This is a genomic window from Paenibacillus sp. NAIST15-1 (assembly GCF_001894745.1).
In the GTDB taxonomy this organism is placed as follows: Bacteria; Bacillota; Bacilli; order Paenibacillales; family Paenibacillaceae; genus Paenibacillus_B; species Paenibacillus_B suaedae.
Genome location: NZ_BBYF01000009.1, coordinates 190,882 through 205,278 on the forward strand (window position 1 = coordinate 190,882; position 14,397 = coordinate 205,278).

General features: G+C 45.9%; 15 protein-coding genes. 2 read left to right on the forward strand and 13 right to left on the reverse strand.

Annotated elements, in window-relative coordinates; all coding sequences use genetic code 11:
- Positions 1-103 precede the first annotated feature (103 nt).
- From PBN151_RS19225 to PBN151_RS19235, 3 genes are all read right to left on the reverse strand, one after another.
- Positions 104-1,711, reverse strand: a complete 1,608-nt coding sequence (locus tag PBN151_RS19225; RefSeq protein ID WP_072730296.1) for an extracellular solute-binding protein — start codon at positions 1,709-1,711, stop codon at positions 104-106.
- Between the two features lie 216 nt (positions 1,712-1,927).
- Complete coding sequence (locus PBN151_RS19230) at positions 1,928-2,839, reverse strand: carbohydrate ABC transporter permease (protein WP_021258708.1); 912 nt, start codon at positions 2,837-2,839, stop codon at positions 1,928-1,930.
- Between the two features lie 18 nt (positions 2,840-2,857).
- On the reverse strand, positions 2,858-3,814 hold the full coding sequence (locus PBN151_RS19235; protein WP_021252831.1) for an ABC transporter permease: 957 nt from the start codon (positions 3,812-3,814) through the stop codon (positions 2,858-2,860).
- Positions 3,815-4,271: 457 nt separating this feature from the next.
- On the opposite strand from PBN151_RS19235, the gene PBN151_RS19240 reads away from it, so the two are divergent.
- Positions 4,272-4,952 carry an alpha/beta fold hydrolase gene (locus tag PBN151_RS19240; RefSeq protein ID WP_072730297.1) on the forward strand — a complete coding sequence of 227 codons (681 nt, stop codon included), beginning with the start codon at positions 4,272-4,274 and terminating at the stop codon, positions 4,950-4,952.
- A 73-nt stretch (positions 4,953-5,025) separates the two neighbouring features.
- Here PBN151_RS19240 and PBN151_RS19245 read toward each other — a convergent pair whose 3' ends face one another.
- The 6 genes from PBN151_RS19245 to PBN151_RS19265 all read right to left on the reverse strand — a co-directional run bounded on the left by PBN151_RS19245 (position 5,026) and on the right by PBN151_RS19265 (position 10,189).
- Positions 5,026-6,072, reverse strand: coding sequence for an ABC transporter substrate-binding protein (locus PBN151_RS19245; protein WP_072730298.1), 1,047 nt, complete (start codon positions 6,070-6,072; stop codon positions 5,026-5,028).
- Positions 6,073-6,166: 94 nt separating this feature from the next.
- The gene (locus tag PBN151_RS19250) at positions 6,167-6,985 is read right to left on the reverse strand and encodes an ABC transporter permease (protein WP_072730299.1); all 819 of its coding nucleotides are present in this window, start codon (positions 6,983-6,985) and stop codon (positions 6,167-6,169) included.
- Positions 6,982-7,833, reverse strand: a complete 852-nt coding sequence (locus tag PBN151_RS19255) for an ABC transporter permease (RefSeq protein ID WP_021252835.1) — start codon at positions 7,831-7,833, stop codon at positions 6,982-6,984. The genes PBN151_RS19250 and PBN151_RS19255 overlap by 4 nt, the downstream gene beginning before the upstream one ends.
- Positions 7,830-8,801: an ABC transporter ATP-binding protein gene (locus PBN151_RS19260; RefSeq protein ID WP_028533457.1), complete on the reverse strand. Its 972-nt coding sequence runs from the start codon at positions 8,799-8,801 to the stop codon at positions 7,830-7,832. The genes PBN151_RS19255 and PBN151_RS19260 overlap by 4 nt, the downstream gene beginning before the upstream one ends.
- A gap of 7 nt (positions 8,802-8,808) precedes the next feature.
- Complete coding sequence (locus PBN151_RS31405) at positions 8,809-8,949, reverse strand: hypothetical protein (protein ID WP_175400538.1); 141 nt, start codon at positions 8,947-8,949, stop codon at positions 8,809-8,811.
- 454 nt (positions 8,950-9,403) lie between these two features.
- A complete protein-coding gene (locus tag PBN151_RS19265; RefSeq protein WP_227774859.1) occupies positions 9,404-10,189 on the reverse strand; it encodes an SIMPL domain-containing protein in 786 nt (261 codons plus the stop codon).
- Between the two features lie 271 nt (positions 10,190-10,460).
- On the opposite strand from PBN151_RS19265, the gene PBN151_RS19270 reads away from it, so the two are divergent.
- Positions 10,461-10,955: a hypothetical protein gene (locus PBN151_RS19270; RefSeq protein ID WP_072730301.1), complete on the forward strand. Its 495-nt coding sequence runs from the start codon at positions 10,461-10,463 to the stop codon at positions 10,953-10,955.
- A gap of 205 nt (positions 10,956-11,160) precedes the next feature.
- Here PBN151_RS19270 and PBN151_RS19275 read toward each other — a convergent pair whose 3' ends face one another.
- The 4 genes from PBN151_RS19275 to rapZ form a co-directional block, all read right to left on the reverse strand.
- Positions 11,161-11,427 carry an HPr family phosphocarrier protein gene (locus tag PBN151_RS19275; protein ID WP_005545782.1) on the reverse strand — a complete coding sequence of 89 codons (267 nt, stop codon included), beginning with the start codon at positions 11,425-11,427 and terminating at the stop codon, positions 11,161-11,163.
- A 119-nt stretch (positions 11,428-11,546) separates the two neighbouring features.
- A complete protein-coding gene (whiA, locus tag PBN151_RS19280; RefSeq protein ID WP_021252839.1) occupies positions 11,547-12,479 on the reverse strand; it encodes a DNA-binding protein WhiA in 933 nt (310 codons plus the stop codon).
- 6 nt (positions 12,480-12,485) lie between these two features.
- Positions 12,486-13,472, reverse strand: a complete 987-nt coding sequence (locus PBN151_RS19285; RefSeq protein ID WP_021252840.1) for a gluconeogenesis factor YvcK family protein — start codon at positions 13,470-13,472, stop codon at positions 12,486-12,488.
- A 12-nt stretch (positions 13,473-13,484) separates the two neighbouring features.
- Complete coding sequence (rapZ, locus tag PBN151_RS19290) at positions 13,485-14,381, reverse strand: RNase adapter RapZ (protein ID WP_021252841.1); 897 nt, start codon at positions 14,379-14,381, stop codon at positions 13,485-13,487.
- Positions 14,382-14,397 lie beyond the last annotated feature (16 nt).

Here is a 14,397-nt window from a genome sequence, read left to right on the forward strand (position 1 = left end):
TACGTACAAAGAAAACGAGCACCAAAGGCAGAATAGGAAGCCTAAGGTGCTCGTTTTCTTTCCGATTAGCTTAATTCACAATTTACGAGGTCACAACTAACGTTTACTTCCCTGAGTTCCATTGGTCATAGGCTTTTTGATAAACCTCAACGATTTTCTCAGCGCCCATCTTCTTCAATGTACCTATATACTTATCCCAATTCGCAAGCGGTTCTTGCCCTGTTACGAACTTCGCTTCCATTTGCTTCACGTAAGTGTCGAGGTCAGAGCGCAAGCTCGATACTTGCTGCTGATCAGCCTCGGACAAATATACGCTCGGGAATGGAACCTTCGCGATCGGATTGATTTTTTCCTCTGTTTCTTTCTTCAACCACTTCTCGAATTCGCCTTCGAATCCGCGCTTCACTTCTTCTGTCATGACTTTCGGGACGATCGTACCGTAGTCCGGCGTCAAAGTTGCACGATAGTCCTCACGATCCTTACCATCCGGTACCGGAAGTTGTTTCTTTGTATGGTCTTCCTTGTTTGCATACTCCCACAACGTGCCTTCCGGACCGTAGCTAAGCAATTCGGAGCCTTCTACCGAATAGAAGAAGTCTACCCATCGCATGGTTGCTTCTGGGTTTTTGTTCTTGTTCGTAATCGCGAATACGCCCTTCATCAAACCTGGATGCTTCGCTGCGACCGGTTCGCCCATCTCGCTTTTCACAGGAGCGTACATCGGGTCAGTCATGCTAGGCTCGCCACCCAATGTGAAGTAGGCATGGTAATCAGCGAACAATGCCACTTGATTATTTTTCCCTTTTGCTTTCTTTTGCTCATCCGTTTGGGAGAAGGTTTCATGATCTAACAATTCTTCGTTCCACAACTTGTTCAAGAACGTAAGATAGCCTTTGTATCCTTCCTCCATTGGAGAGTAGTGAACTTTCCCTGCTTTATCCGCATAGATGAATTCGCCATACATCCCCCAAGAGCCGAACAACCACATGCGAATGTCGTCAAGCTTAACGGAAACGAGCGGAATTTCATCCTTCTTGCCATTTCCGTTCGGATCTTCTTCTTTAACCCGTTTCAAGTATGTGTATAGTTCATCCGTTGTGGATGGTACTTTGTCCATGCCAAGCTTCTTCAAGAACTTGCCGTTATACCACAATGGACCACGATACCAGCCTGCATCCAAGTCAATGCTTGGCAAGGAATAAATATGTCCATCTGGCGTCGTAATCGACTTGCGAATATCTGGATTATCATTCAGGATTTTGTTCAAATTCGGTGCATACTTCTCAATAAGTCCTTCCAAAGGAATCAGTACCCCTTGGCTGCTTCCATAGTTGATTTCATCTGCAGACTGCAATTGGCCAGAGAAGAACACATCAGGATAATCGCCACTAGCAAATACAAGGTTGCGCTTTGTGTCAAAGCTGTCGAGAGGTGCATTTCGGTATTCAAACTTAATGCCAGTCTTCTCTTCCATTTGCTTTAATAAAGCCATATCCTTCCAGTTTTGAATCCCTACGTCTTGTCCCATCATCGTAAGTGTAATAGGTTCCTTAACGATCGGGAAGCCTTCTTGATTTAAGTTGCTAAGTGCTTCCTCGCTACCTTTGCTTCCCTCTGCGGCAGGCTTGTCTGACGATCCGCATCCTGCGAGCATTGTGAAGATCAAGGTCATAGACATCAACAATGCCCACGTTTTTTTCCATTTTTGCATGGCAATGATCCTCCCTTTTGATGATTATTATACTCTTTGTCCTGCTTCTATAATAAGCAAAGGCGAGCCTTCGTTTATTACCGTTCATAGATTCGACAATGACAACGTACATATCTTTCATGCTCACTAGACGAAATAGACGAGATTCGTTACTGATGAATTCTACTCTGGTTACAATCACAAGCGCATTCTAAAATTTACAACAGTCTGTTCAAGCTATCCTTTGACCGATCCAATCATAACCCCTTGCACGAAGTAACGCTGCAAGAATGGGTATACCACGATAACCGGTAAAGTCGAAACAATAATGACCGAATATTTGACGAGCGATGCGATTTCTGCCTTGTTGTTTAGCGCAGCGGCAACCGAACTACTTACCGCAGCACCAGTCGTTTCTGCCGACATTTCCTGCAGAACAAGAATTTGACGTAGGATCATTTGCAGTGGATATTTCGACTCTTCATTCAAATAAATGAGAGCGCCAAAGTAGCTGTTCCAATGTCCAACCCCATAGAATAATGCCATAACGGCTATGATCGGAGCTGACAACGGCAAAATAATCTGCAGGAATAACCGCATGTTCGTACAGCCGTCAATGCTTGCTGCTTCCTGAAGTTCTCTAGGTATCGTGGATTGGAAGAATGTCCGTGCCACTATGATGTTCCAGACCGATGCTGCACCCGGCAAAATTAACGCCCACATACTGTTGATTAGCCCCAGTTCTTTAATCAACAGATATCCCGGAACTAATCCGCCACCGAAGAACATTGTGAACAGGAACATCCCCATAAAGAAATTACGTCCAATAAAGTCCGATCGGCTCAATGCGTATGCTGCCGGTAACGTTACGGCTAGGTTAACGCAAGTACCTACAACGGTATATAAAATGGTGTTCCCATAACCACTCCATATCTTTGAGTTCTCGAACACGCGTGCGTATCCGTCAAATGTGATTCCTTTTGGGAACAGCCACATTTCACCAGAGGCTACCATCTTGGGATCACTGATAGACGCGCTTAGAATATACAACACAGGATACAATACAAGAATCAAAGCTATCGTTAAATAAATATAGTTACATACGATAAAAATCTTGTCCGCTCTCGTTTCTTTCACAGTAGCAGCCATGTTCCATTCTCCTCCTTCCTACCACAAGCTTGTTTCGCTCGTGCGTCGCGCGATTTGGTTAACAACGATGAGCAAAATAGCATTAACGATCGAGTTAAATAAACCTATCGCCGTGGAGAAGCTGTACTGCGCATCTACTAGACCTGAACGATATACGAATGTCGATATGACATCAGAAGATTCCATGTTGAGTGGGTTTTGCAAGAGCAATATTTTCTCAAATCCGACACCGAGAATGCTGCCCATGTTCAAAATGAGCAAGATTGTAATCGTTGGAATAATTGCCGGAATGTTAATATGCCAGATACGTTGGAACCGGTTCGCGCCATCTACAACGGCCGCTTCATGGAGCTGTGGATCAACACCAGATAAGGCTGCCAAATAAATGATTGTCCCCCATCCCGTACCCTGCCACACACCAGACAAGACATACATTGTCTTAAACCATGCCGGATCCGTAAGGAAAGAGGCCGGTTCAAATCCGAAGAACTTAATGATATGAATGATGATACCAGTTGAAGGAGACAGGAACGTAATAATGATACCTGCCATGACGACAACGGAAATAAAGTGCGGTGCATAGGTTATCGTCTGTACCGTTCGCTTGAATATCCCATCCTTAACTTCATTAAAGGCAAGCGCCAATATAATTGGCAGCGGGAAGCCTATCGCCAGCTCATACAAGCTGATGCTCAGCGTATTCCACAGCAGATCCCAGAAGTAGTACGAGTTGAAGAAGCGCTCGAAGTGGTCGAATCCGACCCATGGGCTCCCCATAATCCCTTTCGCTGGGATGAAGTTTTTGAATGCAATTTGAATCCCGTACATCGGGCCGTAATGGAAAATGAGGAAGTACAAAAATGCAGGAGCAATAAATAAATACAACTCCCAATTCTGAAGCATCTTCTTCCACGTCGGTTTCTTCTTATTTGGAACCACGTTCATTGAAAGGGCACTCTGTCCATTTCCTTGCATCGTGTCCACTCCCTCCCTTCAAATGATGGCATGGTTGGCACAGTCACTTTCATTGATGAAACGATGAACTGTGCATGAAGCCATGCTAACGCTTTCATGAGAACATTTTAGGCATCCTTTACCAATATCGTAAATATGTCGATTCCGCATTGTCGTTAACATATCCTTTACAACCGCGCCACTGCGCGTTTTTTGATCACGCACCCTGCGTCGGTACTACCTCAATTGCAGGCGAAATTGGTACATTTTGATGTTACCGATCACACACCAAATGTTACACATTGTCAGGAAAAACATATCGAACAAGGCTGATTACAACGCTTAATGTTCAGCTTCCAACCCTTCCATCTATTGCTGAATTCTGCATCAGGATGTATGATAGTTCTATTATCATAGAACTAATGGATTTATAAACTTACATACATGGACACATGTATAAGAAAGGGGAAAGATTCAATTGTCTACTTATCTTCTTGTCCACGGAGCATGGGATGGCGGATTTGTATGGAGGGAAGTCGCATCCCTGCTTCGACAAGCTGGTCATGATGTGTACACACCCTCCCTCACTGGACTTGGAGAGCGAACACATCTAGCTCATCCAGACATTGATCTACATACCTTCATTCAGGATATTGTAGGGGTCTTTATTTATGAACAGCTCGAGGATGTTATTCTTGTTGGACACAGCTTCTCTGGAATGGTAATCACCGGGGTAGCTGAAATAGTACCTGATCGAATCAGGCAGCTGGTCTATGTTGATGCCATGGTTCCACGCCATGGAGAATCTGTGGCGACCCTCTCAGCTCCATACTTGGATAATCCCTATCCAAGTACTGCAGATGGCGACACACCGGCGTTTATTGCACCACCTAACTTAACAGATCCGCGTAAATCGCCAATGCCGACACGTTCGTATATGCAGGAGCTATCTATTACCAATGAGCGTGCCGCTGCCCTTCCTCGCATCTACATAGAACCGCTGGATCATCCTGATAGTTGGCCGATGGCTGCCTTTTTCCGCGCAATGGCCTTACGCGCCCGGGATGCCGGCTGGCGCCATATGAGTCTCGAGCAAGGAGGGCATTGGCTCATGAAGACTCAGCCCGAACCATTGTCCAAGCTGCTCCTGAATCTGTAATCAACATAAAAATGCCCTTACTCCACATTAGGTGTGGATTAAGGGCATTTATTATTCAATCAATACTATGCGATTATCTTCCGCTCTTCAGTTCTGTCCACAAGCGATCATATAATTGGATATTTTTTCCAACATCGCCGAGCCATTCTGTTCGACCAAGTTCTTCGTCAGTTAAGTTAATCATCTTGTTGTCCAGATACTCTTTGCTATGGTGCTCTTTTGCCTTCGTCACAGGATTGCTGTAACCGATAGCCTCATAGTTCTTCGCACTGTTCTCCGGATCAAGCATGAAGTTGATGAACTTCTCCGCTAATTCCTTATTCTTCGTACCCTTTGGAATCGCATAGTTGTCCGAGAAGATCGTGCTTCCTGTCTTCGGAATCATGAATGCAACATCTGGGTTCTCACCATGAATGACAGATGCATCGCCAGACCATACCGTACCGATCCAGCCTTCTTCCGCAATCATCTTCTGCTTGATGTTGTCCGTATCGAATGCAAGCACGTTCGGAACAAGCTTGCGCAGGTCATCAACAGCCGCGTTGATTTCCGCTTCATTTTGGGAACTGTTCGACTTGCCTGCCTTCTTCAGCGCCATACCTACGATCTCGCGGTTGTCATCCAGAAGAAGTACTTTACCCTTGTACTCATCCTTCCACAAATCCGCCCAATCGGTTGGAGCTTGCTTCACATATTTTGTGTTGTAGGCAATGCCTGTAACACCCCATGTATATACAATAGAGTACTTGTTGCCAGGATCAAATTCAGGGTTTTTGAAACGATCCGTGACGTATTGGAAATTCGGAATATGATTTAAATCGAGCGGCTCCAGCAGATCTTGCTTAATCATGCTAGCCACCATATAGTCGGACGGTTGAATTAAATCATAATTCGCGCCGCCGGCTTTCAACTTCGCCAGCAGTTCCTCGTTGTTGGCAAAAATCGCATAGTTAACTTTTACGTTATTCTCCGATTCGAATTTCTTGATCATATCCATATCGAAGTTATCTGCCCAGCTGTACAAATTCAATGTTTGCTCCGGCTTAGAAGAGCAGCCTGCCAGTGCAGTAAGTGCCAACATCCCGGCCAATACGACCGCGAACCATTTCTTTTTGTTCAATTCTTGTTACCCCTCTCTGATCCTGCAACAGATCCTTAGAATGTAATAATTATTATGATTCAAATTCACTTGCTCACATCGGGTGAACAGTGAATTAGAACGGCAGCATAGAGCTTTTCTTCTCTCCGTTACCGCGGTTCAACAACCATTGCGCCAGTACGATCAGCACAACGCTCAAGATAATCATTAGCGTACACAAGGCGTTGATCTCTGGAGAGATCCCCCGTTTTACCAATCCATAAATGTAAATCGGCAATGTTGTCGAGTTCGGTCCGGCAACAAAGAAGCTGATCATAAAGTCATCAATCGACAGTGTAAAAGCCATGATCGCTCCGGCAAGCACGCCTGGCCATATCGAAGGCAGCGTAACGTAGCGGAATGTCTGCCATGGTGTAGCACCAAGGTCAGATGCCGCTTCTTCAAGCTGCTTACCCATGTTGGCAAGCCTAGAAGCAACAATCACATACACGTATGAAATACTGAACGTGATATGTGCAATAATAACCGTCATTTTGCCCAGATCAATCTTAAACTGGCTGAACAGCACCAGTAGGGACAAGCCCATAATGATATCCGGTACAATAATCGGCAAGTACAACAATCCGATTACGCCTTGCTTGCGCTTGGCAGTCATTCGGCGAAGTGCAATTGCGGCTATCGTGCCGAGTACAGTCGAGATGACTGTAGATATCAATGCGATCGACAAGCTGTTACTGAGTGCTTCCATTACTTGTCGGTTGTCGAATAGTGAACTGTACCATTTGAACGTGAAACCGCTCCAATTCGAATTAATCCGCGAATTGTTGAACGAGTACGCGATAATCAAAAATACAGGTATATAAATAAATAGAATTAACAGTATCGAATGGAGCGCAAGAAGCGGACTCTGATTCTTTTTGGTTGCTGCCTTCATGCCCCCGCCTCCTTCGATGCATCATATTTAGAGCGGAGTGCTCGGTTGAACAGCCCAATAATAATTAGGGAACTGATCACGAACACGACTGACAGCGCGGAACCGAATGGCCAGTCACGCGCACCTAGGAACTGATTCTGTATAATATTGCTGAGCATTTGCGCCTTAGCACCGCCCAGAATGTCTGTAACAACGAACATCCCCGCTGTTGTCACGAAGACAAGCACACTGCCTGTCATCATGCCAGACTTCGTCTGCGGCAGCGTAATATGCCAGAACGACTTCCATTTCGTAGCACCCAAATCACTGGATGCCTCAAGCAATCGCTTGTCCATTTGCTCCAAAGAAACATAAATCGGAAGCACCATATACGGAATGAACGTATAGACCATTCCAAGCAGTACTGCTCCCTTGGTATAGAGCATTTGCAGAGGCTCCGCGATCAATCCCAGATCAAGGAGCGTCTGATTGACGACCCCTTGCGTACGAAGCAAGAGTACCCATGCATATGTCCGAATCAAGAAGTTAATCCAGAACGGAACCGTAATGAGAATGAGCAGCAGCTTCTGCTTCGCCGGGCTCGTCGTCGAGATATAATATGCAAGCGGATAGCTGAACAACAAGCAAATTGCCGTTGTTAACACGGATAGCCACAGCGTATCCCAATAAATACCCAAGTATAAGGGATCGAAAAATCGTTCATAATTGTTCAACGTAAACGAAAAGACGATATTGCCGAGCTCGTCGCGCTGCATGAAGGATACAGCGATGACCGCGATCATCGGCACGACAAGGAATATCGTCAGCCACAATACGACCGGCGCAATGATGCCAAATGAGCGTTTCATGAGCCGATCATCACCTCATCTTGCTTACTCCAGCTTACTCCAATATGCTGGCCAATCTCCCACGTCCGCTCGTCCTTGAAGTCAAGCACAACCGATACGTTCGTTTGGTCGTTATCCAAGTGCACGATCAGCTTGTGAATGTTCCCCAAATAAACGATATCCTGAATAATTCCAGTACGAGGCGCACCTTCCACATCCGCTGTCACATGAATTTTCTCTGGACGTACGGTGAAGAGGTTCTCTTCATGGAATACGTTGTTCTCCCCTACAAACGTAGCTGCAAACAACGTCTCCGGGCGTTCGTAAATATTTTTAGGAGAGTCGATCTGTTCGACACGTCCGTTATTCATAATCACGATTCGATCCGACATCATCATCGCTTCTTCTTGATCATGGGTTACATATACGAATGTAATGCCCAAGCTCCGCTGCAATTGCTTCAGTTCAGCCTGCAGATTTTTGCGCAGCTGCAAATCAAGTGCACCAAGCGGCTCGTCCAACAGCAGCACCTTCGGCTTGTTAGCAATTGCCCGTGCAATCGCAACACGCTGCTGCTGTCCACCAGACAATTGATGCGGATAACGCTTAGCAAGTGCTGTTAGCTGCGTCAAGCGAATGGCTTCATCAATACGCTTGCGCTGTTCAGCTTGCGGAATTTTCTTCATCTTTAGGCCGAATTGAATATTTTGCTCGACCGTCATATGAGGGAACAACGCGTAATGTTGAAATACAAGATTCAAATTCCGCTTGTTCGGAGGTAAGTTCGTAACATCTTCTCCATCTAGGCGGATATGGCCAGATGAAGGCTGTTCAAAGCCAGCAATCATGCGTAAAATGGTTGTCTTCCCACAACCACTCGGACCGAGCAGCGTCAAAAATTCCCCTTCGCCAATCGTAAGCGACAGAGGATGCACAACGGGTTGCCCGGCAAAATGCTTCTCCACATTTACCAGTTCAATCATTAGCATCAACCCCTTACATCGTCAGTCTGCCAATTGGAGCAGCTGTTCCTGCATGCAGCATGCCATCGCAATGGCAAGCTAACACGCTCTGCAGCACCACCCCAAATGGGATGAACAAGAATGCGCGCAGTGTATAGGATACGTTCTTATTCATTAAGCAAAAAAAGCCATATCCATTGGTATGGCTTCTACGTCCCGTTCACGTTGGCGTTTTTGCATATCCAATATACATCGTTTTGTCTGACGATACAACTTATTTTAACGTAATTTCGACAAAAACATACATTTCTTTTCAACGGTTCGACCTATTTCCAATAGCGATCAGGCCATGAGGCACTTATTTACATTCGAACTATCGGAGAATACGATAATATTCAATTCCCCTGTTACATTCTAGGGCTTTGTTCCCTAAAATACAACCCCTAATCCAAGATGGCTTCCATACAAAAAGGCACTATGTCATTTCTGACACGAGTGCCCCTTGATACAGCGCCATTTCTGATGTACTCTTACCCGCCTAATTGGGAATATTTCATTGATTTAACAGAAGGCTTTCACCCAAGCCGACGCTGTTACTGCACGCTTCATTTCAGTTGTTTCTGCGTTCTTTATTTCAATTGATATTGAATTTGCACCTGTGCATTCAACTTAATAAGTCCGCCCTGCACAGAAGTTGAAGCCACATCCTTTTTCATATCCGACGGGCTTGCTGCTGCGTCGTACATCACGCGTATCGGGGACCAGTCCGCCCCAGACTCTGTAATCGTAAGTGCGACACCTGCTTCACGGCCTGCCGCTTTCGCGAGTGTGGATGCCTTCTTCGCTGCATGCTGCACTGCCTTCTCCAGCACCTGTGCCTCATAGTCAGCGCGCTTCTCCGTATCGAATTGAATACGGACTACTCGGTTCACACCTGCATCAGTAGCAGCATCAACTAAGCTCCCTAGTCGATTCAAATCACGATACGTCACACGCACAGCATGCTGTGCTTGATAGCCTATGATTTGAGGCTCTTTATTTTCCACGTATTTATATTCAGGATTAACCGAGAAATTGACCGTCTTCAGATCCTTTTCCTGAACACCATATTTCGAAGTAAGCACCTGTTTCACTTTTTCGAACAACACTGCATTTTGCTTTTGTGCTTCAGCCGCTGTTTTCCCACGTGTATCTATTGCAAGCTCCGCATAAGCCACATCAGGCGTTACTTCCAATTCTCCCATGCCTGACACGTTCACCGTATCCTTCACGCTGAATTCTGCCGCTGCTGCATGCACAGGCACCGGTGCCGCAACTCCTGTCCCCACAAGCAGCGCTCCTGTAAGCATGACCGCCATCGTCATTCGACGCCATGTCATTCTTCCTGTCAATTGCGTCATAATCCATTCCTCCATCACGTTATAGATTGTAAGATTGACTTGCTTCTTGTCTTCTAAACGTTAATAAGATAAATATTGTTGCAAGTCCGGTCATAACTTTAGATGTATTTTCTGCAGTTATTGAATCGGTACAAATGTAACTCTGCAGATTCATTTTTATAATCATTAATCTACAGTTTTATACAATTTTTGTCATTTTATGCTTATTTCGACCTGTCGATCGGTGAAAAACCATGATATGGTAGAGCTGTAATTTCCATTAAAAGACGTCTGAGGAGGAATACATGTGATTCGTAACAAAGGAAAATACGCTTTGCTTGTTGCTCTTGCATTGAGCATGCTTGCTCCTGCATCATTATCGGCCAAATCTGCTGATGAATTGATGATCGAACAGAAGTACGGACCAGAAACGGGGTATTCAAATGTATACCAAAAGCAAGACATTCTTAAGGCATTAACCGCTGTATACGAATGGTCAGCTGATTTCTCCACGACAACCCAACAACAAATTAAGAAAGACATCGTAGTTCCTAGCGACACTCTCCGCACTACACTCCAGTTGAACGTTAGCTCTGAGAAAAATACCGGCAGTAATGAAAAATTCAAGGTCGAATTAGAGATGTACTACCCTTGGGCAGGTTATTTGATCGAAGAATCACGCGAACTTAGTGTAGGTTATCAAAATGCACCTGTATACTTCTATAAGCTCAAGCCAGGCAATACATATCGTCTGCGCATCAATGGGAATGTTAAAGGATCCGTTGACGTCTATAGAGAATAGGCTTCGACAATCAATCGTAACAACCGCACTACAAATACAGCCTGATCTCCTTCAAGAGATCAGGCTGTATCACACTTCATACCGTTCATCTGATGCACCATTCAACAAGCTTACCATAATAAAAAAAGAGCCATTATGGCTCTTCTCTTGATCACAGTCGCAGCTCGCTGCCCCCACTATGATTGAACACGATGTCAGCTACAGATTAGCTGTCCAATTCTTCCTTGCTCACAAGCCCGACTAAAGCGCTTACAGCCTGATCGGCGTCCGCGCCATCCGCAGTAATGGTAATTGACGTGCCGGTGCTGATTGCGAGACTCATAATACCCATGATGCTCTTAGCATTCACTTTCTTATCTTCTTTTTCAACGAAGATATCCGAAGAATATTTATTCGCTTCTTGAACGAACAAGGCCGCAGGTCTTGCGTGCAGTCCAGTCTTCAAACGTACGACAATTGGTTGTTGAGCCATGCGAATCATACCCCCTATATTCCATGTAGTTTACATTACACAAATTTACGCTAATTTGCTCTATTTCATCACATATTAGCATTATAAACGATTTTAAGCGAGGAATAAAGTTTATCTCGCTATCCGTTGCGCATTCGCTCAGCCAGCTCGTCTATCTTGCGCAGTCGATGATTGACACCGGATTTACTAACCTTACCGCCCAGAAGCTCTCCCACTTCCTTCAGATTAATATCCGGGTGTGCCAATCTGACCTCGGCAACTTCTCTCAGCTTATCTGGGAGTTTATCTAATCCAAGATGCCTATCCAGATAACGGATATTTTCGATTTGGCGCACAGCCGCACCAATCGTCTTATTCAAGTTAGCCGTTTCACAATTGACGATTCGGTTCACGGAGTTGCGCATATCCCGCATAATACGGACATCCTCGAACTTGAACAGCGCCTGGTGAGCACCGATGATATTGAGGAACTCAATAATTTTCTCGCCCTCTTTGATGTACAGGACAAAGCCCTTCTTGCGCTCAATGAATCGTGCATTCAACTGGAACTCATTCGCCAGATCAACTAATGCGCGGCAATGTTCCTCGTACATCGAGGATATCTCCAAGTGATAGGAAGATCCCTCTGGATTATTCACCGATCCTCCTGCCATGAACGCTCCTCGCAAATATGCGCGTTTGCAGCAGTTATTTTCAACAATCTGCGTGTCAATGCCGTCCGTGAACAAGAACCCTTCCGATACAATGTGCAGGTCACGCAAAATCTCCTGCACACGCGTCGGAATACGTACAATGTACACATTATTTTTCTTCAAGCGCATCTTCTTGCGTACAAGCAGCTCCGTATGCACTTGAAAATACGTTTTAACAAGCGTATAAATGCGGCGTGCGATCGCTGCATTCTCTGTAGAAATGTCCAATATTACCTTGCGGTTGGACGAGAGCTGCACAGAACCGTTCATGCGCATTAGCGCAGACAGTTCCGCCTTCTCACAGCACGACTCGGATTCGATCATGGTTAATTCTTTTTTTGTCTGTGCTGCAAAAGACATAGCGGCTCACCTCTTTCGTAACATCCAATTTTCCACAAGCTGATAAATATGATGACTAAGCTTATCCGCGTCATGACGCAAATAGGTGCGGAACAGCACTAAGGAATCCGCGATTACCTGATATCCACGCTTCGTCACTTCTTCCATATCCAAATGGACAGCCTTCGCCCCCTGTTCGGCATATTTATCCTGAACTTGCGGCGGAATCTCCCCATTATTCACGATAACATAATCGAACAATTGAGTGCCGACATGAAGCTGAACAGCTTCCAAATGATCACTCACGGAATAGTTATCCGTTTCCCCCGGCTGAGTCATCACATTACATACAAAAATCTTTACCGCATTTGATTCCAATACTGCCTGTGCCAGCTTCGGTACGAGCAAGGTAGGAATAATGCTCGTATACAGGCTTCCTGGTCCAATCAGGATGGCATCCGCCTGACGGAGCGCCTCAACTGCCTCAGGCAACGCCTCCACCTGTTCCGGTTCTAAGAACACACGCTTAATGCGCTGGCCGGCTTGCGGGATTGATGATTCGCCAGACACAATAGACCCGTCTTCCATCTCGGCCTTCAGGACAACTGCTTGATTGGCTGCAGGCAGTACCCGGCCCCGAACCGCAAGTACGCGGCTCAGCTCCCGAATGCCTGCAACGAAATCGCCGGTAATATCCGTCATCGCCGCCAATAGCAAATTACCCAGGCTATGTCCTGCAAGTCCAGATCCACTCTTGAAGCGATACTTCAACATTTCCGACAGCGATGGCTCCACATCAGCCAACGCTGTCAATACATTGCGTATATCTCCTGGCGGGGGCATCTGCAGCTCGCTGCGCAATATACCAGAGCTGCCTCCATCATCCGCCACAGTAACGATTGCGGTAATATCGAGCGGCTTCTCCTTCAACCCTCGAAGCATGACCGACAGCCCTGTGCCGCCGCCCATAACTACGATACGTGGGTTTACGCGCTCTTCTTTTTCACATGCCATAACGACCCTCCACTAATGCCGATCTCTCTCAGCATCACGGTGACTGACACGGACAACCTCCGTATCACTCGCTCCGATTGTACGACCTAAATATTCTGCAATGGCCACTGATCGGTGCTTGCCGCCTGTGCATCCGATGCCGATGATAACCTGACCTTTCCCTTCCTTGCGATACTGCGGCATAAGGAAATTCAGCAAATCAAGCAGTTTAGCAAGGAAAGCCTGTGTTTCTGGCCATTTCATGACATAATCATATACTTCAATATCCTGTCCAGTTCTCGGGCGCAATTGCTCCACATAATGCGGATTCGGCAAAAAACGTACGTCAAAAATGAGATCCGCATCAATCGGCACCCCATATTTGAAACCGAACGAAGTCACATTCACCGACATCATATTCTGATCCGCGTGCGTGAATCGTGCCGCAATTCGTTCCTTCAACTGTACAGGCTTCAAATTGCTCGTATCAATAACCTGTGTCGCCCAACCCTTCAAATCTTCCAGCAGTGTGCGTTCCTGCTTAATTCCTTCAAGCGGCATGCCGCCTGGATTGAGAGGATGACGACGACGGCTCTCCTTATAACGCTGCACGAGAACAGCATCCGTTGCATCCAAGAACAATATTTCACAATTAATGGTAAAGTGATCCCGAATATAATTAATGGATTCTGATAAGGCCGTGAAAAATTCTCTGCCGCGCAAGTCAATGACAAGCGCTACCTTGCCAATCTTACCCTTGGACTGCTCGATGAGTTCAGCAAACTTCGGTATAAGTACTGGCGGCAAATTGTCCACGCAGAAAAAACCGAGATCCTCCAAGCTCTGTACAGCTATTGTCTTCCCTGCACCAGACATCCCCGTAATGATAACCAGCTTCGCAAGAGCTGTCATCTCTGTCGATTCCATCATCGTTCGTCCTCTCCTT

What these genes read in the sequence shown, in the direction of transcription:
- whiA (WP_021252839.1), bottom strand. Translation starts at nt 12,479, where the DNA reads ATGTCTTTTGCAGCACAGACAAAAAAAGAATTAACCATGATCGAATCC.
- PBN151_RS19255 (WP_021252835.1), bottom strand. Translation starts at nt 7,833, where the DNA reads ATGAAACGCTCATTTGGCATCATTGCGCCGGTCGTATTGTGGCTGACG.
- PBN151_RS19275 (WP_005545782.1), bottom strand. Translation starts at nt 11,427, where the DNA reads ATGGCTCAACAACCAATTGTCGTACGTTTGAAGACTGGACTGCACGCA.
- PBN151_RS19265 (WP_227774859.1), bottom strand. Translation starts at nt 10,189, where the DNA reads ATGGAGGAATGGATTATGACGCAATTGACAGGAAGAATGACATGGCGT.
- PBN151_RS19235 (WP_021252831.1), bottom strand. Translation starts at nt 3,814, where the DNA reads ATGCAAGGAAATGGACAGAGTGCCCTTTCAATGAACGTGGTTCCAAAT.
- PBN151_RS31405 (WP_175400538.1), bottom strand. Translation starts at nt 8,949, where the DNA reads ATGAATAAGAACGTATCCTATACACTGCGCGCATTCTTGTTCATCCCA.
- PBN151_RS19260 (WP_028533457.1), bottom strand. Translation starts at nt 8,801, where the DNA reads ATGCTAATGATTGAACTGGTAAATGTGGAGAAGCATTTTGCCGGGCAA.
- rapZ (WP_021252841.1), bottom strand. Translation starts at nt 14,381, where the DNA reads ATGATGGAATCGACAGAGATGACAGCTCTTGCGAAGCTGGTTATCATT.
- PBN151_RS19230 (WP_021258708.1), bottom strand. Translation starts at nt 2,839, where the DNA reads ATGGCTGCTACTGTGAAAGAAACGAGAGCGGACAAGATTTTTATCGTA.
- PBN151_RS19285 (WP_021252840.1), bottom strand. Translation starts at nt 13,472, where the DNA reads ATGGCATGTGAAAAAGAAGAGCGCGTAAACCCACGTATCGTAGTTATG.
- PBN151_RS19250 (WP_072730299.1), bottom strand. Translation starts at nt 6,985, where the DNA reads ATGAAGGCAGCAACCAAAAAGAATCAGAGTCCGCTTCTTGCGCTCCAT.
- PBN151_RS19225 (WP_072730296.1), bottom strand. Translation starts at nt 1,711, where the DNA reads ATGCAAAAATGGAAAAAAACGTGGGCATTGTTGATGTCTATGACCTTG.